At 51.3% G+C, this 18,700-nt stretch carries 18 protein-coding genes; 9 read left to right on the forward strand and 9 right to left on the reverse strand.

The window, feature by feature from the left end; all coding sequences use genetic code 11:
• Nucleotides 1-28 precede the first annotated feature (28 nt).
• The 9 genes from SH580_RS01730 to SH580_RS01770 all read right to left on the reverse strand — a co-directional run bounded on the left by SH580_RS01730 (nucleotide 29) and on the right by SH580_RS01770 (nucleotide 9,825).
• Entirely contained in the window at nucleotides 29-1,474 is a 1,446-nt protein-coding gene (locus SH580_RS01730; protein WP_319833280.1) for a sulfatase family protein, read from the reverse strand.
• Nucleotides 1,471-1,731 (reverse strand): hypothetical protein, encoded by a 261-nt coding sequence (locus SH580_RS01735; RefSeq protein WP_319833281.1) that lies wholly within the window; start codon nucleotides 1,729-1,731, stop codon nucleotides 1,471-1,473. The genes SH580_RS01730 and SH580_RS01735 overlap by 4 nt, the downstream gene beginning before the upstream one ends.
• Before the next feature lie 732 nt (nucleotides 1,732-2,463).
• Nucleotides 2,464-4,026 (reverse strand): arylsulfatase, encoded by a 1,563-nt coding sequence (locus SH580_RS01740; RefSeq protein ID WP_319833282.1) that lies wholly within the window; start codon nucleotides 4,024-4,026, stop codon nucleotides 2,464-2,466.
• A gap of 9 nt (nucleotides 4,027-4,035) precedes the next feature.
• On the reverse strand, nucleotides 4,036-5,436 hold the full coding sequence (locus tag SH580_RS01745) for a sulfatase family protein (protein WP_319833283.1): 1,401 nt from the start codon (nucleotides 5,434-5,436) through the stop codon (nucleotides 4,036-4,038).
• Nucleotides 5,437-5,453: 17 nt separating this feature from the next.
• Nucleotides 5,454-6,815 (reverse strand): sulfatase family protein, encoded by a 1,362-nt coding sequence (locus SH580_RS01750; protein WP_319833284.1) that lies wholly within the window; start codon nucleotides 6,813-6,815, stop codon nucleotides 5,454-5,456.
• A 54-nt stretch (nucleotides 6,816-6,869) separates the two neighbouring features.
• The gene (locus SH580_RS01755; protein ID WP_319833285.1) at nucleotides 6,870-8,162 is read right to left on the reverse strand and encodes a Gfo/Idh/MocA family protein; all 1,293 of its coding nucleotides are present in this window, start codon (nucleotides 8,160-8,162) and stop codon (nucleotides 6,870-6,872) included.
• 207 nt (nucleotides 8,163-8,369) lie between these two features.
• Nucleotides 8,370-8,585: a hypothetical protein gene (locus tag SH580_RS01760; protein WP_319833286.1), complete on the reverse strand. Its 216-nt coding sequence runs from the start codon at nucleotides 8,583-8,585 to the stop codon at nucleotides 8,370-8,372.
• Between the two features lie 419 nt (nucleotides 8,586-9,004).
• The gene (locus SH580_RS01765; RefSeq protein ID WP_319835034.1) at nucleotides 9,005-9,379 is read right to left on the reverse strand and encodes a transposase; all 375 of its coding nucleotides are present in this window, start codon (nucleotides 9,377-9,379) and stop codon (nucleotides 9,005-9,007) included.
• A 23-nt stretch (nucleotides 9,380-9,402) separates the two neighbouring features.
• The gene (locus tag SH580_RS01770) at nucleotides 9,403-9,825 is read right to left on the reverse strand and encodes an IS5 family transposase (protein WP_319833287.1); all 423 of its coding nucleotides are present in this window, start codon (nucleotides 9,823-9,825) and stop codon (nucleotides 9,403-9,405) included.
• Between the two features lie 178 nt (nucleotides 9,826-10,003).
• Here SH580_RS01770 and SH580_RS01775 point away from each other — a divergent pair, with 178 nt between their 5' ends.
• The 9 genes from SH580_RS01775 to SH580_RS01815 all read left to right on the forward strand — a co-directional run bounded on the left by SH580_RS01775 (nucleotide 10,004) and on the right by SH580_RS01815 (nucleotide 18,694).
• Nucleotides 10,004-10,777 (forward strand): PEP-CTERM sorting domain-containing protein, encoded by a 774-nt coding sequence (locus SH580_RS01775; RefSeq protein WP_319833288.1) that lies wholly within the window; start codon nucleotides 10,004-10,006, stop codon nucleotides 10,775-10,777.
• 311 nt (nucleotides 10,778-11,088) lie between these two features.
• Entirely contained in the window at nucleotides 11,089-11,862 is a 774-nt protein-coding gene (locus tag SH580_RS01780; protein WP_319833289.1) for a PEP-CTERM sorting domain-containing protein, read from the forward strand.
• A 120-nt stretch (nucleotides 11,863-11,982) separates the two neighbouring features.
• Complete coding sequence (locus SH580_RS01785; RefSeq protein ID WP_319833290.1) at nucleotides 11,983-12,705, forward strand: sialate O-acetylesterase; 723 nt, start codon at nucleotides 11,983-11,985, stop codon at nucleotides 12,703-12,705.
• 66 nt (nucleotides 12,706-12,771) lie between these two features.
• Complete coding sequence (locus tag SH580_RS01790) at nucleotides 12,772-13,587, forward strand: SGNH/GDSL hydrolase family protein (protein WP_319833291.1); 816 nt, start codon at nucleotides 12,772-12,774, stop codon at nucleotides 13,585-13,587.
• 159 nt (nucleotides 13,588-13,746) lie between these two features.
• Nucleotides 13,747-14,055: a roadblock/LC7 domain-containing protein gene (locus tag SH580_RS01795; protein WP_319833292.1), complete on the forward strand. Its 309-nt coding sequence runs from the start codon at nucleotides 13,747-13,749 to the stop codon at nucleotides 14,053-14,055.
• A gap of 9 nt (nucleotides 14,056-14,064) precedes the next feature.
• The gene (locus tag SH580_RS01800) at nucleotides 14,065-14,628 is read left to right on the forward strand and encodes a hypothetical protein (protein ID WP_319833293.1); all 564 of its coding nucleotides are present in this window, start codon (nucleotides 14,065-14,067) and stop codon (nucleotides 14,626-14,628) included.
• Between the two features lie 28 nt (nucleotides 14,629-14,656).
• Nucleotides 14,657-15,889 (forward strand): DNA-binding transcriptional response regulator, encoded by a 1,233-nt coding sequence (locus SH580_RS01805; protein WP_319833294.1) that lies wholly within the window; start codon nucleotides 14,657-14,659, stop codon nucleotides 15,887-15,889.
• Nucleotides 15,890-15,910: 21 nt separating this feature from the next.
• A complete protein-coding gene (locus SH580_RS01810) occupies nucleotides 15,911-17,305 on the forward strand; it encodes an ammonium transporter (RefSeq protein WP_319833295.1) in 1,395 nt (464 codons plus the stop codon).
• A 180-nt stretch (nucleotides 17,306-17,485) separates the two neighbouring features.
• Nucleotides 17,486-18,694, forward strand: coding sequence for an Lcl C-terminal domain-containing protein (locus SH580_RS01815; RefSeq protein WP_319833296.1), 1,209 nt, complete (start codon nucleotides 17,486-17,488; stop codon nucleotides 18,692-18,694).
• Nucleotides 18,695-18,700: the final 6 nt, after the last annotated feature.

The following is an 18,700-nucleotide window of genomic DNA, read 5'->3' on the forward strand; positions in this document are numbered from 1 at the left end:
TCTCTATTTCTGTAGGCTTGAATTCGACTTAATGCCCACCCTTCTGTATTTTCACTTCCGGGTAATCTGCAGCTGCGAGTGATGTCATCGGATCCCCCAGTGCGTCCATTTGTGCTTCCAGCAGACGAGTCATCTCAGAGAGTTTGGCGGCATACTCCGGATTTCCAGACAGATCATTCATCTCCAGCGGATCCTTATCGATATTGAAGAGCTTTATTTTCTTCAGCTGCGGATAAGCGATGATCTTCCAACCATCCTTCATAATCATCCGCTGCGTGCCCATGTAAGCACCATACATGGCGTCATAGCTTTGACTCGCAGAACCATCCAACAGAGGCAAGACACTCTTGTAGTCGATGCCTTCCGGCACCTCCCCGGCAATATCCAGGGCGGTTGCCATGGCATCCTGAATGTAAATCGGGGTATCTAGCTTCTTACCAGAGGGCACACCAGGACCGCACACAATAAAGGGCGCACACATCCCATCTTCATACATATTCTGCTTACCGACCAAGCCGTGATGCCCGACCGACAAACCATGGTCCGAGGAGAAGATGATCCAGGTATTATCCGCTTTACCTGAGGCTTCCAAGGCATCGAGGATGCGGCCGATCTGTGCATCCATGTGAGTAATACTGGCGTAGTATTCCTGGCGGTTCACCTTGACCGCGAATTCAGTGCGGGGAAAAGGCATCAACTTTTCGTCGCGAATAATAGGCACGCCCTTTGCCCCCTGATCTTCATACTGAGGCACAAAATTCTTCGGAACCTGTATCCGCTCAAGTGGGTAGCGGTCCACATATTCTTTGGGAGCCTGCCGCGGGTCATGCGGTGCATTGAATGCCAGATACATGAAAAATGGTGTCTCTTTATCGGCCGCAGTTTCAATGAAGCCGATGCTCTCATCTGCAAGCACCTCACTCCAGTGCGTGCCGCCTTCCCAGAATCCGCCTTGCGCCGGATCCCATGGTTTCCAGCCGCTTTCGTAGTCGGCTTCATCTTTGGGACGATTGTAGCCAGCAGGCTTTTGCTTGGGCATACCGGCACGAACAGTGCCAGCATGGTCGAACACTTTGGGCACACTGATTCCGCCGACATGCCACTTCCCCGTCATGTAAGTCTCATAGCCTTGATCTGCCATAAGCTGCGACCAACTCTTGCGCTCACCTGCCCCAACCTGCTTGACCGCAGCTTGCGCGCGCCACAGGAAGACGCCGGTATTTAAACAAGAGCGACTCGCCACACATACCGCTCCGCCCCACGCTCCCATATTATAGGCTTTGCTAAAGCTCGTGCCTTGATTCACAAGACGATCCAAATTGGGCGTATCGATATCCGTCAGACCATGCGCCCCAATCGACTCATAGACTTGGTCGTCGGAGAAGATAAAGAGGATATTCGGCTTCTCTGCATGAGCAGATACCGAGAATAATGAGGTAAGGATCAGTCCTAAGTAGAGGGGTTTCATTTTCATAGTTGTATATTTCCATTCGCAGACATGGGCCGATAGACATTGGCCTTCCTCTTCAGGAGATGCCGCAGCTGTAAATTGTATCCGATTGAAATCGAATCCCCCAGAATCAGCACATTGGGAAGCTCCGGATCGGGGGTAAAACTCCAGTCCGCCTTTCGGTCAAATTCCGCCAGCGAACCCGCCTCCGGAGCCGCGCGAAGAGAGAGCGTAAATAAACCGAGAATGAGGGCAAGCAAGGGCAAGAATGATTTCTTCATGGTTTCACAATTATAGCGAAATACGGCTACATTGATATCCCGATAATACGGGATATATTGGCAACATGTCCTTATAAATGGTTCATCGTCATTTGGAGTGAAAGCCATTGAGAAATGCACGCTCGGAGAGCGGTCGACCTCGCTACGATTCTTCTGATCTACAACCAAACTGTAGCGATGCGACGCGAGTCGCGTCTGTTTTAGACGAGAGGCCTAGCAGCGGTGAAGCACTCGCCTCTAACATGCTCAATCACAACAGTGGCGATCGAGTCTGGCACTGTTGTTGTGATTGACTATCATCGCCCGCGTTACCAAGGCTCCGGCTGAGCAGGAAGAGGCGTTTCAACGGTAGCCGAATCGGGATCATACGCGAATGGCGCAGACTAAAGCGCACTGCTACTGGTTCCGGCTTCACACAAATCCAATTTATCTAGAGCCATATTCAGAAAAAAACTGATAAAAACTCTGCTGGTGTAGCGGATCGGCGAAGCCGTTTCGACCGACGGTTGTAGCGTTGCCGCAACTCGAAATCGCTTCGCGAGTCCGCTACATTTAAACGAAAAATCATGCGTTATTATCTCAGCAAATTTCTGAGGATTGCTCTAAAGAACGGTGCGTAAGGTCTAATTGAAAGGGTGCCCTGCAAGGGTATCTATCGATAATATTTGTTCGCGGAAGAAGCTGCGAAAAGACTATCGAACTCGTTTTAAGGCTAATAAACCTCAAGACTATTTACTTAGGACCCGCTCCGGCCGGGGTGGATGCATACCAAGCCGAAAACATTGCCTTCATGGCCTGGGCTTTTTCGGGATAAGCCCGGGTCAAATCCGTGGTTTCGGTAATGTCGTCCGCAAGATTGAAGAGCTCCCAATTGTTCCCCGAAGCGACAAGTTTCCAGTCGCCGAGGCGAACGGCTTTGCCCTTGGCCCATTGCCAGTAGAGCGCTTGATCACGTGCCACCGACGTTTCAGGACTCTCAAATACTGGCAGGAGGCTCAGGCCCTGCATGGGAGTCACGGCTTCCCCACGATACTCCGTGGGATAGTCGGCGCCGGTCAGATCGACGAGTGTTGCCATAATGTCGATGAAGTGACTCGGATACGCTGTGATGCTTCCGGCAGATGTGATCCCGAGCGGCCAGTTCACGATAAACGATGTGCAAATGCCCCCTTGGTAGCTGTCGCTTTTCGCTTTCCTGAAAGGAGTGTTCGAGACATTGGCCCAGTCGCTCCCCTGACTGGCCCAGTAGCCGACGCTGCCCATTTCCCCTTTAAACTTTTTACTCAGCCCCGCTTCAGGACTTTCGGCAGAGGCACCATTGTCCGAGGCAAACAGGATCAGCGTATTCTCAAGTTCACCGAGCGCTTCGAGTTGGGCCAATAACTGACCAATATTCTGATCCACGCGATCAATCATGGCCGCATAGATCGCCATCCGCTTGGCTTCCTTTGCCTGCTCCTCATCCGAGAGACTATCCCAGTCCCGATACGTGGGCTCGGAGATTTTGGTATCCTCGGGGATCAAACCGAGCGCTTTCATCTTCTGCCCCCGTGCGGCACGAATCGGCGCATAACCGTCCTTATAAACCGCTTCGTATTTGGCGATGTCCTCCGGCCAAGCCTGCAAGTTATCGTGCGGGGCGGTGTAGGAAAGATAGAGGAAAAACGGCTTTTCACTCTCCTTATCCTCTTCGAGGAATTCCATGGCCCACTTGGTGTAGTAATCGGTCGTGTAAAAATCCGCCTCCTCAGGCGTATAGGGCCTAATCTGGCGCTCATCGAAATTGTAAACACGGGCCCCTGGTTTCTTTTGCGCGGGGGCGGATTCTCCGGGTCTTTTCAAGCCAGGGTTGAACTGATTATTCGCGCCATCCAAAAGACCGTAATAGCGGTCGAACCCGCGATCATAGAGGGACTCATTGGAATGGTGCTTGCCCGAGGCGTAAGTCCGGTAACCCGCTTCACGCAAGACCTCCCCCAAGGTGACCGAGTTCGTATAGTTACCGGGCTTTTGACTCGTGCCGGATTGTTGCGCGTAAACTCCCGTCAGCAAGCAGGCTCGTGAAGGAAAGCATTTTGCAGTGTTGTGCATCTGGGTGAAGCGAATCCCCTGAGCGGCCAAGCGGTCGAGGTTGGGCGTCTGAATCTCACTGCCGTAGCAGCCGATATCCGACCAACCCATATCATCCACCAGAATGAACACGATGTTCGGGCGTGTATCAGCCGAGGCATTGACTGTGACAAATGAGAGCAATGCGACCAAGGTCGCTGCACAAGTTTGAATTATATACTTCATGCTGGAATCTTAGTTCTTCTTTTGCATACGGGCAGGAGCAGGCAGACCATCATCACCCTGCTGCTTCATCCAAGCTGCAATCGAGTCCTTCAACTGATGCAGCGTGGCGGCATACTCGGGATTCTCCGCCAAATTCTCCAGCTCCCATGGATCCTTGGATAGATCATACAACTGAAACTCCGGATGCTTGCGAAAACGCTGAACCGCAGCCTCTGCGGCAGCGTCTGTTTGCGCCGCCTCCAGCCAGGATTGATAGAGTTGCCGCACGTGACGATCCGGCATCTTAGTGTCCTCATAACCGAAGTCGAAACCATTTATAACGCGCACCGCAAAGAGCTTATCCGGTGTAAAATTCCACATTAGCTTGAAGCGCCCATCGGTCACCGCACGCGAGACAAAGGGCGGCCCCTCTCGACCGCTGTTATAAGTAAAGAATGCCTGTTCGCGATGCTCCTGAGTCTGCCCCAAGATCAGCGGAAGCAAGCTCCGACCATCCAAGTCGGACGGCACCTCTCCGCCGGCAGCATCAATGAGCGTGGGCACAATATCGCAATACTGGGCCAGCGCATCCGTCACCAAGGCACCGGACTCGACGCCCGGCCACTTGATGAGACAAGCCGAGCGGACGCCCCAATCGTAATTGGTCCACTTGCCCCCCGGCATACCGGCACCATTTTCGTCCATCACGATCAGGACGGTATTGTCGTCCAAACCGAGTTTTTCGAGAAGCACCTGCGCCTTGCCGACTTGATCGTCGAAAAGCCGAACTTCCGCCAAATACTCCCGAAAGAAATGCCGGGTTTTCTCGGTGTCCACCATATGCGGTGGCAGCTTCAAGTCATCCAGTTCCCAGCGAGACGTGTCGCCCGCATCCCAGGGCGCATGCGCGTGGATGGAGCAGATAAAGAGACAAAACGGTTGTTCCGCATCGCGGGTCATAAAGGACTCCACACCGCTCCAATCTTCAGTCGAGACCCCTCTCGCATTACAGTTCGCCGGAAAGCCCTTCACCTTCTCAAAGGGATAGACCGACTTCGGATTAAAATGCGTTTTACCCGTCAAACCGACGCGGTAGCCAAGCCGCTCCAAATACTGCACGACACTTAAAGTCCCCAGCTTGGTCGCCTTGTGGTTTTCCATGCTGCCGTTGCGATGTGGTTGCAAGCCGGTGTAAAGCTCCGCACGCGCAGGCCCACAGACCGCCTGCGAGACAAACATGTTGGTAAAACGCAGCCCCTCTTCCGCCAGCTTATCGATGTTCGGGGATGTGCCGGGATTCTCCCCGCCGTAACAACCCAGGCTGGTGGCACTGATATCATCCGCCAGCAGAATCAGGAAATTCGGCTGCTTCGCCTGCGCACACAAACTAAACCACAGTCCCAGCAATATTATGAAATGTTCTCTACGCATACTCATCCCCGTAAGTGTTATGGTTTCAACTGAGCATTCACTGCTGCCAGTCGTCGTAAGAGTTCATTCGCTTTTTCCGGATAGGTCTGAATCAAGTTTTTCGTTTCACCGATATCCTCAGATAGATTGAAAAGCTCGGTCTTCTTCTTGAACTGAACCAACTTCCAATCTCCCACACGAATCGAGTTATTACTGCGATAGAGGAAGAATTCCGGCGCTGGGAGTTCATCGATAGTTCCGGTCAACACAGAACGAATATCCCGTCCATCGATCACCCGATCCTGCGGCACGGGGGCTCCGGCCAGTGCCGCGATCGTCGGCAACATGTCCAAGGTGGATGTCTGCACCTCACATTCAACACCTGCGGGCACCGTCCCCGGCTGCCATGCGATGCAGGGCACGCGGCAACCACCTTCGTAATCGGTAAACTTGCCGTCGCGAAATGGCGCGGCGGTGCCAGCGGCTTCTTTTTTCGACAACCATGGACCATTATCCGAGGTAAAGATCACCAGCGTGTTTTCGGCAATCCCCTCTTCCCGCAAGGTCTTCAGCAGCTCACCGACCGACCAGTCCAACTCTTCGATCACATCGCCAAACAAACCGCGTTCACTTTTCTCTGCAAACGACTCCGATGCGAACAAAGGCACGTGGGGCATGGCATGCGCCAAATAGAGGAAAAACGGTGCTTCTTGATTCTCCCGTATAAACGCCTGCGCTCGCTCGGTATACATCCGGGTGATCTGCCCTTGGTCGACCGGCCACTCAATCACTTCATTGCCAAGCATCAAAGGTACTTTATCCCGATACAACTTTCTGCCGTTCTTTCCATCGAGATATTCAGCGCGCCCAAGCCCTTCATTGAAGACGACATTTTCGGCGAGCGGAATCTCGGGCGCTTGCCACATGTCATTGCTGTAGGGAATTCCATAATACAGATCAAAGCCCTGCGCGGTCGGCAAATACTGCGGACGGTGCCCCAGGTGCCACTTACCGATGAGCGCGGTCTGATAGCCAACCTCTTTGAGTAGCTCGGCAATGGTGATCTCCGAGGGTGGCATCCCATCTTTACTATAGGGAAAATAAACCTTGCCGTCATGCCCCCAACGCTTGGCGTAGCGCCCCGTCAAGAGCCCTGCTCGGGAGGGGGTGCAAATCGAGCTGGAGGAGGAGAAATCCGTAAAGCGCATCCCTTCCTCCGCCATGCGGTCAAGGTGCGGGGTCTCGTAGCCCTGCGCGCCATAGCAAGCGAGATCACCGTAGCCCAAATCATCGGTATAGATTAAGATGACATTGGTCGGTGTGGAATCAGCAGCACTCAGCCTTGCCAATAAAGCAAGGCATAGGCCCAAGAAAGAAAGATAACAGCGGACATTCTCCATTATTCTGGGAGTGGTAGATTCGGCCTTGTTACAGCCTTTTCTGGGACTTGAAACTTACACTGTCGGCAGTTCGTAGCCAGCGCGGCGTGGACGATCTTGCATCGAGGCGGCTTCGGCATCGCCGATGATTTGTTGCGCTGCGGGATCCCATTTCAGGGGACGCACGAGGCGCTCTGCGATGCCACCAAGTTGGCAAATCGTGCCGGTGCGATGGCCCACGGATGCTGGGCAGATCGTCGGCTCGCGCGACTTGATGGAGTCAATAAAGTTCTGGCGGTGGTTCTTCGACTCGTAGACTTGGATCTCATCGCCGGTGAAGCGGTGACGCTTTAGGTCGACTGGGATCGTATCGAGTTTACCGCGGCTAACATGCACTTCGCCTTCGGTGCCGATGAAGCGAATCATGTGCTCTTGGCCCGCTTCTTTGTCGCGCCATACGGTGATGCCGTCCGCATAGCGGTAGTGGTGAGACTCCGTTCCTTCATAACCTTTCGGAATGAACTCAACGGGCCCGGTATCGTCACGACCGAGTGCCCATTGCACGATGTCGAAGTGGTGTGCGCCCCAGTCACCGAACTTACGGTTGCCGTAGTCCCAATAGCAGCGCCAACCGCCGCTGTATTGCCCTTTTGCACGGTGTTCTGTGTAGTCGTAGAATGGAGTCGGGCCCAACCAACGATCATAATCAAAGCCTTCCGGCACAGGTATCACAGGCTCGTTTTCAAGTGCTGGAGGGAAATTGCCTATTTTGCAATAGACCTCTTTGACCTCGCCGATGAATCCATTGCGCACCAAATTCGCAGCAATACGGAAATGCGCAGAGGAGCGTTGTTGTGAGCCGACCTGAAGGATACGACCATATTTCTGCTCCGCAGCCACCACGGCTTTGCCTTCTTCAATCGTCAGCGTCATTGGCTTCTCCACATAGACATCCTTGCCCGCTTTCATCGCTGCGATGGCGATTGCCGCATGCCAGTGGTCGGGAGTAGCAATACAGACGAGATCGACATCGGGATTTTGCAGGACCTCTTCGTAGGCAGGTGTCCTGGTCACGGAAGTGGCACCTTTTGCAGCCAAGATGTCTTGGGCCTCCTGCATCTTCCAATCCCTGACGTCACAGACGGCAACCGCTTGCAGATCGCGCATACCCGCAAAACTTTTAAGGTGCCCTTTGGCGATCAGGCCTGTCCCGATGAATCCGATGCCCATACGGGAGTTAGCGGCCGCTTTCTGCGCGTTGCCGAGCGTCTGAGCTTTGAGCAGCAGAGGAGCACCGAAGAGTGCGCCCGCAGCGGTTGCGGATTGCTTGAGGAATGAACGTCGGGGAATCGAGTTACGTCTAGTCATAATGGTTCTATTTGTTGGGGATGAATCGAGGTGAGAAAGCAGTCGTTCTCAATTCTTGATTAATTATACTTCATGAATGGTGCAGCGTAATCACGTATTTACTTGATTGGCAGGCCTGCTTGTCCGCCGCAGCCTTGACGCAGGCAGGAGCATGTCGGACGGGTTTTTCACCTTTTGCAGCATCAATCGTTGCTGTAAGACACACCGCTACTGCGGAAACCATTCCTGATCAGGCGCTCCACCGTTCAGAGTAGAGAATAAATTTGCACGCACGACTTTAGCCCCATTCCCCTGATAAGTGAGCTCCACGGAATTGCCCTGCTGCGCCGTAGTTAACACAGTGTAAACCGCCTCTTTCTTCGGCAGTTGGTATTTAACATCCGGATTGTAATACGGATAGCTCGCCTTCATCCCTTCGAGCATCAACGTCAATCGTTAATACATCTCCTTTGCCTTTTCGGACATCGCCTCGACACAGGTGTGCCCCCTTCCATGGCGGAAATCTTGCCGCGATCGAGCGGATAGTTATCCGTAATGATCTAACCAGAAGAAGCCCTGATTTTCAGGCTGGGGATATGAGCTACGGTTGATGGCTATGTGCCACTAGCCGCAATGCCCAGTGCCCAGTGCCGTTGTGCTGCAAGGCTCTGGCGAGCGTCATCTCGCCCTCTCGCTTACATCCGCAATACCACGGCACCATCATGCGATGCAGCTCTCACATTCCAAAACAGACCGCCCGTTAATACTAGAATCTGTGAGATGAAAAAAGGCCGCGCCCTGCAGCGCGGCCTTTACCCTAATCAAACAGCGCTGATTCTGGCATCCGTCATGATCGTAAAGCGCTATGCGCAGCACCTGTGCGTGAAGGGGCCTTTGGTTGCATTGCGGAAGTGAACATGTTCGGCTTGCTCGCCACCTCGCTCGACCCAAAGCCGATCCACGCGTTGATACACCAGCGCTCCACTGACATCGCGAACATAGAACTTCTGGTTGCTGCGAACGTCGGCAACGTAACGTAGCCCTTGCTCTTCAAGCTTTGCTAGCAATTTGCTGTTGCTGCCATAGAGACTGTCCATGCCGACCCAGTTGAACTCAAGTCCTTGATTGATCGCATTCTCGATAATCTCCCAAGCTAGTTCCGGTTTCGTTTTAAACGTGCGCTTATCTGCAGGAACATGAGAGACTATCGCGAAAGTACAAGCGTAAAGTTTAACAATGTAGAACTAGGTAGTGTTTTAAATTAAAATTTGATCCATACGAGGATTGCCGCGATGGCGACCATCGCGGCAAAGGTCGTCTGCAACTTTTCGAATCGTATGGCGACGCGCCGATAGCGTTTAATTTTCTGGAAGAGGTTCTCCACTTTGTGTCGTTCCTTGTAAATATCCTTGTCGAACTCAGGGACTTTAACACGGTTTTTTCTATAGGCTATGACGGCAGTGGCACCTTGTTGCATGACACAACTGCGGATGTCGTCGCTGTCGTAGCCTGCATCCATTAGGCACTTCTGCTCGGCTTGGACAAATTTTTTGATCAGAGCCCTAGCTTGGGTGCAGTCGTGCCGCTTCGCCCCTGTGAGTATGAAGCCCAGAGGGTATCCCAAGCCGTCGCAAGCCATGTAGATCTTCGTCGATAGACCGCAGAAAAAGAGCTTGAAACTCATTCATTAGCCGCATGGTTAGTAACAGTGGATGCTAAGGCAAGATCCAAGCGCTCAATCGGTGAGCACCCAAATTTGTTAAAATAGCAATATACTTGACGATGCGGGTGAGTAAAGTCACATATTTTTACATTTTTATGGAGCTTCAACACCTGACGAAGCAATAAAGGAACCTACCTAGATGAATACAACAGCCCTCCGCGCACTACAAATCACCGGCCTTCTAAGCGTAGCGTCTTCTACCATGACAGCAGCTGAAGAGTATACTGAAACGTTTACCGTAGCCGCATCATCCTCTTTTTCTGCGGTCGGATGGAATGTTTATCTTCTGGCCGACAACGGCGACGTAAATGATCTATCCACGTCTTCTGGCGAGCCTGCAGAAATCTTCCTAACCGATTATGCCTATATTAGAACAGCAATTACGGGCTATAGCACACAGGATGGTCCGGGGCTCATGTTCACTACGGAACCCACAACAGAACTCGTAACGACAAGCCTTTCAAGCATCAGTAAACTATCAGTCGGAGTCAGAGCTGACAGCACAGATGGGGCCCCAGCGACAGGTCGCTTTGCAATCCAAATCGGATCCCAGTGGTATGTTTCCTCGCTCTCGATATCCCAGACAACACACTTCGGCCCCCCCAGCAGCACAAACCCTGCTACTGATTTCCCGACCTTCGAAACACCAAACCTCTTCGACTTTACCGACGGCAACAATTGGCACGAACTGACCGTAATCACTGGTGCAGGTGGCGAAATATCAATTGCAGCCAGCACCGCCGGCGGCACACTTTCCGGCGATGTAACTGCCTTTGGTGTATACGCAGAAAATGGCAATAACGGGGACCACTTCCGCATCGACAACTTCACCGTCGTCGTCCCAGAGCCCTCCACCTTTATCTTACCCTCTATCATTGGTATCGGCTTGATGATGCGCCGACGACGTAACTAACTCGAATTTCTAGTTTGTATTTTCACCAAAGCTCGGAGGCGCCCCCCTCCGAGCTTTTTCATGCATAGACATAACGCGCACTATGACGCTCATGTTAGACAGTTACACATTACTCCAAAAAAAAAAACGACTTCTAGACTTGCATCAGCAAAATCAAAACGATGTTATTTTAACAAAATAATAATCCTCAGAGTAAAACAAGAGTCAGTAAAAGTAAATTTGCTTCCCTCCCCCAAAAGATTCTGAGCCGAATATTATATTTCCCCGAAGAACCACACATCAACCACAACATACACCAGAAATAATCAAAGATGAGATTTAATCGACTACACCCAATTCTATTTGCCGCGGCTATCGGAGCCGCTTCGTCAGCCATAGCTGCCACGGAATATACGGAAACCTTTACCGTGAGCAGTTCATCCACCTTTTCCTCAGTCGGCTGGAACGTATATCTCAAAGCTGACAGCAGTGTTAACGACCTATCCAGCACTGGAGGCAGTAGCATAGCTGAAATATGGAGCACTGACTATGGCTACATAAGGACGCAAAATGAGGTAGGCTATAGCACAACAGATGGCCCCGCGCTCATGTTCACAACGGAGCCCACGTCGGTCCTCGACACAACCAACATTTCAAGTATCAGTAAATTATCCGTTGGCATACGAGCTGACGGCTCCGGAACCGACATCGCTGAGGGACGCTTTGCTATTCAAATAGGCAGCCAGTGGTATGTGTCCGCAATTTCAGCAACTAGCAATTCAAACCTAGGCCCCCCAAGTAGCTCCAACCTCCCGGAAGAGTTCACGACACTTGAAACAGCCGCCCTCTTCGACTTCAGCGACGGCAACAATTGGCACGAACTAACAGTGGCTCTGGGCTCAGAAGGAGAAATTTCAATCGCAGGAAGTGCTACCGGAGGCACGCTTTCAGGTGACGTGACTGCTTTTGGTATATACGCAAAGAACGGCGCGAATGGCGACCACTTTCGCATCGACAACTACACTGTCGTCGTCCCAGAGCCTTCAACCATTATCCTACCTGCACTGGTGGGGATTGGCCTGATGCTTCGCCGCCGACACAACTAAACTGAATCGATGAACACTAAAGCCCGGAGTCGCCCTCCGGGCTTTTTCATGCCACAACAATATAAGACATCTATGAAGTGAGCGTTTCTGCTTTAAACGTAAAACCCCACAATTCCCATCATGCAAAAAATCTCTCGATTCACCCTACTCCTCTTGCTAAGCATAACGCTTGTGCACGCGAAAGAAATTGATGTATATTTAGCCGCAGGACAATCGAATGCCAAAGCCATTTGGGCACAGAGCATTCAATCCGAACTCAGACGTCTATCTAACAACCAAGACTTGCAAGTCGTTCACTCCCATCACCCCGGAAACTGGCTCAACGCTTGGTGGAAAGATGATCAGCCACAAAAGAATTACACAGATAATTACAATGCAGTACAGGCGAAGTTTAAGCAGATTCTGGCCGCGGGTAATACACCAATATTTAAAGGTATTTTTTGGTTTCAAGGCGAAGGCGACACTCGAAGCCCCAGAGACAAGGCGCTCTACAAGGCACGTTTTAAAGCGTATATCCATCGACTTGAAAGCGATTTTCAAAGCAGCGAAATCACCCCAGTAATCACTGTGATCGACGGCAATTCGGCCCCCAAATACGACGACCCCAAAAACCTAGCAGGTCGCACGCGTCAAGATGTCGAAGGAATGCGCAAGATACTGTTTGAGTTAAGCGAAGAAGTTAATGGACTTGCCGTAGATAGCAGAGACTACAAACGAGGGGATGCCTGGCATATAGAGAGTTCGGACCTGATTGCTTTGGGCCAAGAAAGCGCACAACTCTATTATGAGAAATTCCTAGCCCCCAATAACACAAGCACTGATTCCAATCAGTGCTGCAACTGAAAGTCCAACGACACACCTACGTCCTACAGCCATTTATTTTACTGCGGATATTCGCAAGCAATGACCATGACTCCAGAAACACCTCCAAGTATAGAACCTCGTAATGCAGCCGAGGCACAACTACAGAACGAGTTTGCATCAAAGGTTTCAGCCGAAACTTATCAAAAATGGCTTGCATATGTGGCATCCAGCCAACCTGAAAAGAAAGCATGGCTTCAGACTCTCGAGGCAAATCTAGGAGGTTTTTACTTCCCTCACTATTTAAACGAAACCCTATTCAAAGACGATTACGATCCTAACACAGATTGCTGGGCTTACGTCAAAGACGATCCAAAGCTAGCGCGACTGCTGATTATCGGAGATTCTATCTCGCGTGCATACACAGCTACTGTTCGTCAGCTGTTAAGGGAAGTCGCTAACGTGCACCGCGCCCCAGCCAACTGTGGTCCCAGCTCCAACTTTATGCATGACGGTGAAACCTGGCTACTGCAAAACGGCAGCAATCAATGGGACTACATCATCGTCAATTTTGGCATCCACGACGGCAAAAATCCCGATGGATACGAGCAGCGCCTTAGGCTAATTTTCGAACGCCTGAAAGCAACGAAAGTAAGGCAAATTTTTTGGGTTCGAACCACTCCTTGGGGCTTGGATGCGTCAGTATTTGATAATATCGAAGGCGACTCCAGTCGAATTACTAACCCAACTTCCGATCGCATAGCCTTAGAATTTGGTCTAAATATCATTGATGCACACGCATTGATGCACCCCCTCCTGCACTCAGACTTAAATCGCTCTGACTTTTCCCATTGGACCGAAGCTGCCTACCAGTTATTAGGTAATTTTATAGCTAATGAAGCTAAAAAGAAGCTACCTAAATGAACATTGCAAAGGCATAGAATGAGCAAATTCACGCAATTATCCACCTGGTGGAGCGATAGATTTAGCTTCCTTCGGGCCTAAATTCACAAAAATATCGTTAAGTCTCGCTAGAAAAGCGTAAAAAGTTCTTGTTGGCACGCGCGTTGCTCATACCAACGTATGTTTGAAAATATAGAACTGTCAGAATTGGAAGAGCGCGGATTTATCGGTGCGATTGCATGTAGTTCGAATGGCACGGTGATCGATGCCACCAGCGATGATCTCGAAGTTTTTGGCAGCGTGCTGAGTTATATCGCGCAGGTTGCCGACATGATCGGGGAACCTTTCGGAATGGACTCCATTGAGGAGGTTCACCTGGAAAGCGCAAACACGAAGGCCATTTGTATTCCGCAGGAAGAAGAGTGCTTGGGCGTGCTGTGCCACAGCAGAGGCAACGTCGAAGAGATCATAGGCGAATTATTAAACTAGACCATCCATATGATCGAAAAAATTATTAAAAACGTATTGGAGCTACCTGGTGTCGACGGGGCATGTATTCTAGATAAGAAGGGAAATCTGCTACACAATGCATTGCCCGAATTCTTTTTGGATTCATTTCTGGAAGATCTCGCACGCCGTATTAAAACACTCTACGAGGCAGTCGATGAGAACTACATGCCTTGCGATGATTACTTGCTGAAATTTCCACAGAAATATATACGCCTGCGCCGAAGTCGTAACGTATTCCTACTCGTCGCGATTGATCCGAGCGTCAATTTAGTGTCTCTACGTATGGTCACCAACATCGTGCTCAAGCACATCACGCCCAAAGTGGTCGGCGAAATGCGAGCCATACTAGCCGAATCTCCTAGCGATCAAGCAAGCGCCCCGGAAGCAGTCAAAGTCGTGCCAGCAGCAAGCGAGCCAGTCGCCCCTCCAGCACCAAAACCAGAAGCGGCCCCGGCTCCCCCACCGGAGCCCGCGCCTAACAACGCCCCGATGCGCGGAGAACGAGTCGCAAGACCACGCCCGAGCCGCTCTTTCCGCGGCACACGCTACTAGCGAATCCAATTTACAATACTGCATGCATGTGCTCACATCAAATCGGACGACGCGTAGCCAGCTCGCACTCTTATTGCGCGAACTAGGATTTACGCCGATCTTCCACGAGGACTTTCGAGCGCTCTTAAGTGCACTTTCCGGTAAGCCAGGCGACCTACTGGTCGATCTCTCGATGGATCTATCCGAGCTAGAATTAGAACGCCTCAAAGCAGCACAACCAAAGGCAATCGTCATCGGTTTTCAGCACTACTCGGAGAGCAGGACCAACGCTCCCCTCAAAACCAATGGCTATACCAACTTAATCGTCATCCCCAGTCACGCGGAACGTGCCAAAGCACGCCTCAAAAGCGCATTTCGCAATAGCACCAATGAAAGCAGTTCAACGCGTAGCTGGGCGACACGTGCTCCCTTTAGTTATAGCCGTCCACCCAGCACTGCTAAGACGCCTCGTCCGTTTGCAACTAAACCTAAACTGACTCGAACTGACATCCGTTCACGCTACATCACAGCCTATAGCGCGGTTTCGAAGGATTTTGTGCACTGCTTAAAAGAAGAATGCAAGCCGGGCACCACATTGATCCTAACTGGTGAAGAAGGCACGGAGCATGAACTCGCCGCGCGAGAGTTTAACTATCAATTCAATGCGGATAGCGTCCCACTCTATATTTTACCAAGCGATACAATTAACATAAAAGAGTTAGAACGCTTGGAACAGAAAGCCAACAAAGCAAAACAACCAATCAATTGTTACCTGGGGCGATCGGACGATTTCAATCAAGAGTCCATTCAACAGGTGGAACTTTTTCGACAATATTTGGATAATCTGCGGAACCCACACTTGCAGTTAATCATAGCACACGAACATGGTTCCGAATGCTGCTTCCACCACGGCGTCGAAGCCCCCTTTAAACAACTGCAATCCAAAGCAAAGTCACTTACGATTCCGCCGCTGCGTGCACGCAGTGAAGACATTGCTCCGGTTTGCCACACACTGCTCGGAACCCTGCGATCGGCACACCCCTTCCTACTAGTGCAGTATATCTCGAACGCCGCAATTGAACACCTCGTAGAGCACCGCAGCGAACTCAGCTACGTCAAGCTGGTGCGTTTACTACGCAATGCGGTGGCACTCAGCCAGCGTAATTCACTCGAAGTCGAAGACTTAAAAAACTACGGCGAAAGTGATATGGTCAACCAACACTTACTGGAGACGATGGCCGACGAACAATTTTTCAAAGAGCAACAAAGCGCCAATTTTTAACCACCAATCAGAAATACAACTATGATTAAAGCTCGATCCATCCACATGTGCTCACTCGCAACGGGCATTTCACTCGTCGCGCCGACCTTACTATCGGCACAAGAAGCCGCCGCGGAGGCTCCGAGTTACCTAAGTCAAAACACTGGCGATATTCTTTGGTATCTCGTTGCTGCCGTTTTAGTATTTTTCATGCAAGCGGGATTTGCACTGGTTGAAACCGGTCTCACTCGAGCAAAGAATGCATGTAATATCATGATGAAAAATATGCTCGATTTCAGCTTTGGAGTGGTGGCATTCGCCATTGTCGGATATGCGCTGATGTATGGGGACTCGATCGGTGGCATTTTCGGATGGAGTAACGGCTTCTTCTTCATGAAGGATGCCTTAATGGTGGGTGACGATTTGGCGTCCACCAACCTCGTGGCAGCCGAGTGGCTATTCCAAGTAGTATTCGCCGCTACCGCGGCCACCATTGCTTCTGGAGTCATGGCCGAACGCACGAAGTTCAGTGCTTACATTTTCTATTCGATCGCGATTACTTGTTTAATCTATCCGGTGGTCGGACACTGGATTTGGTCTGGCGACGGCTGGCTGGCAGCCATGGGCATGCGTGACTACGCGGGTTCGACTGTCGTCCACTCAGTGGGTGCTTGGGCTGGACTGGCGGGGGCAATCGTGCTGGGTGCACGTAAGGGAAAATTCGACAAAGAAGGCAAACCACTCCCCATCCCTGGTCACAATATGCCACTCGCGACTTTGGGTTGCTTCATTCTGATCGTGGGCTGGTTCGGATTTAACGCGGGCTCAACACTGGGCGCAGTCGACGACATGGCCTACATTGCCATGGTCACAATGATCGCCGCGGCGACAGGTTGCATCGGTGCGACAATGTCCACTTGGGTAAAATTCGGCAAGCCCGACCTATCGATGACCTTGAATGGGGCTCTCGCCGGCCTAGTCAGCATCACCGCCTGCTGCGGGAGTGTTTCCATTATCGGCGCCATGGCCATCGGATTGATCGGCGGAATCATTGTGGTATTCTCCGTGCTATTCTTCGAACAAAAACTACATGTTGACGACCCGGTCGGCGCGGTGAGCGTGCACGGGATCTGCGGCATCTGGGGCACATTATCGGTAGGCTTGTTCGGTAGCACAGCAATCGACTCCGGCTTGTTATCGGACGGTTTGCTCTATGGCGGCACCGCGCAAATCGGTGTTCAATTAATCGGTATACTCGCTGTTTTCGTATTCGTCTTTCCAGTCTCTCTCTTGCTCTTCAAAGCGATCAAAGCCACCTCAGGCCTCCGCGTGAGTGAATCCGAAGAAATCGAAGGCTTGGACATTAGCGAGCATGGCAATGAAGCTTACGCCGACTTTCAGGTGTATGCGGATCTACCAGAAGAAGATCTGGCCTAAGAGCCTCTAAAGTATCTCACACGACTAAGCCACAGCCGGTTCGCCGACTGTGGCTTTTTCATGTCCAGTCTGCGGTTCAGCGCGAACGACACACTGCTATCGATTCACTGAAACTAATCAGGCGGCCTGACGATTATCCGTCTACGCCCGACGTTCCTGTTAAGCCTTTCCATTTGAATTATGCAGTCATTAACCGCCCTCTTCCTCAGTCTATGTGCGACAAGTATCGCCTCGGCAGTCAGTTACCCCATCGTCGATACCGCACAAGAGCATTTCTACGATGCACGCCAAGTCATTGAGCCTCCCCAGCAGGGTGAGCCCTACTACGGACAAGATGCTCAATATGCAGGCCATACACCCTCCTATCAAGACAACCATGACGGCACCATTAGTGATCGAGTCACCGGCCTCATGTGGACGAAAAACCCGGGGAGCAAGAAAACCTATGCCGCCGCCTTGGCCGGAGCATCTAAATGCCGTGTGGGAGGTTACCAAGACTGGCGTCTGCCTACGATCAAGGAACTGTATTCTTTAATACAAATGAATGGCACCGATCCCAATCCGAGAGCGACCAGCAGCGATTCATTGACGCCGTTCATCAATACTGACTATTTCAATTTTCAATACGGCAACACCAAGATGGGTGAGCGCATTATAGATTCCCAGTTTGCGAGTAGCACGCTCTACGTCAGCACGACCATGAAGGGCGCGAAAACGGACTTTGGGGTGAACTTCGCAGACGGCCGTATTAAAGGCTACGGTTTGCTCGATCCGCGAGGGCGCGAAAAGACCTTTTACGTGCTTTACGTTCGCGGCAACCCCAACTACGGCATCAATCACTTCAGTGACAATCTAGACGGCACCATAACCGACACCGCCACTGGATTAACATGGATGCAGACCGACAGCGGCGAAAGTATGGACTGGCCATCCGCATTACAATACGCGGAGGAAATGGAGCATGCAGGCTACAGCGACTGGCGCCTCCCCAATGCCAAAGAATTACAAAGTATCATTGATTACACACGCTCTCCCGACACGACTAATTCGGCCGCAATTCACCCGCTTTTCAAATGCACCGAAATCGTCAATGAACAGGGCATCAAAGATTATGGCCACTATTGGAGCAGTAGCACGCATCTAAGCACACGTGGTGCGGCACAAGCAGTCTATTTCGCTTTTGGCCGTTCCTTGGGTTATATGAAAGATCGTATTTCTGGCAATGGTGCATGGTTAGACGTCCATGGAGCCGGATCACAGCGAAGCGATCCCAAGATCGGTGACCCGGCGAAGTTCCCACAAGGCCGTGGCCCTCAAGGCGACGCGATTCGCATTTATAATAAGGTCCGATTGGTGCGCGGAGGTGAAGCTCATGTGGTATCCAAATAGAACTTG

This window comes from Coraliomargarita algicola (genome assembly GCF_033878955.1).
Taxonomy (GTDB): Bacteria; Verrucomicrobiota; Verrucomicrobiia; order Opitutales; family Coraliomargaritaceae; genus Thalassobacterium; species Thalassobacterium algicola.

Coding starts and splice junctions, on each gene's coding strand:
- SH580_RS01730 (WP_319833280.1), bottom strand. CDS start 1,474: ATGAAAATGAAACCCCTCTACTTAGGACTGATCCTTACCTCATTATTC.
- SH580_RS01735 (WP_319833281.1), bottom strand. CDS start 1,731: ATGAAGAAATCATTCTTGCCCTTGCTTGCCCTCATTCTCGGTTTATTT.
- SH580_RS01740 (WP_319833282.1), bottom strand. CDS start 4,026: ATGAAGTATATAATTCAAACTTGTGCAGCGACCTTGGTCGCATTGCTC.
- SH580_RS01745 (WP_319833283.1), bottom strand. CDS start 5,436: ATGCGTAGAGAACATTTCATAATATTGCTGGGACTGTGGTTTAGTTTG.
- SH580_RS01750 (WP_319833284.1), bottom strand. CDS start 6,815: ATGGAGAATGTCCGCTGTTATCTTTCTTTCTTGGGCCTATGCCTTGCT.
- SH580_RS01755 (WP_319833285.1), bottom strand. CDS start 8,162: ATGACTAGACGTAACTCGATTCCCCGACGTTCATTCCTCAAGCAATCC.
- SH580_RS01760 (WP_319833286.1), bottom strand. CDS start 8,585: ATGCTCGAAGGGATGAAGGCGAGCTATCCGTATTACAATCCGGATGTT.
- SH580_RS01770 (WP_319833287.1), bottom strand. CDS start 9,825: ATGAGTTTCAAGCTCTTTTTCTGCGGTCTATCGACGAAGATCTACATG.
- SH580_RS01775 (WP_319833288.1), top strand. CDS start 10,004: ATGAATACAACAGCCCTCCGCGCACTACAAATCACCGGCCTTCTAAGC.
- SH580_RS01780 (WP_319833289.1), top strand. CDS start 11,089: ATGAGATTTAATCGACTACACCCAATTCTATTTGCCGCGGCTATCGGA.
- SH580_RS01785 (WP_319833290.1), top strand. CDS start 11,983: ATGCAAAAAATCTCTCGATTCACCCTACTCCTCTTGCTAAGCATAACG.
- SH580_RS01790 (WP_319833291.1), top strand. CDS start 12,772: ATGACTCCAGAAACACCTCCAAGTATAGAACCTCGTAATGCAGCCGAG.
- SH580_RS01795 (WP_319833292.1), top strand. CDS start 13,747: ATGTTTGAAAATATAGAACTGTCAGAATTGGAAGAGCGCGGATTTATC.
- SH580_RS01800 (WP_319833293.1), top strand. CDS start 14,065: ATGATCGAAAAAATTATTAAAAACGTATTGGAGCTACCTGGTGTCGAC.
- SH580_RS01810 (WP_319833295.1), top strand. CDS start 15,911: ATGATTAAAGCTCGATCCATCCACATGTGCTCACTCGCAACGGGCATT.
- SH580_RS01815 (WP_319833296.1), top strand. CDS start 17,486: ATGCAGTCATTAACCGCCCTCTTCCTCAGTCTATGTGCGACAAGTATC.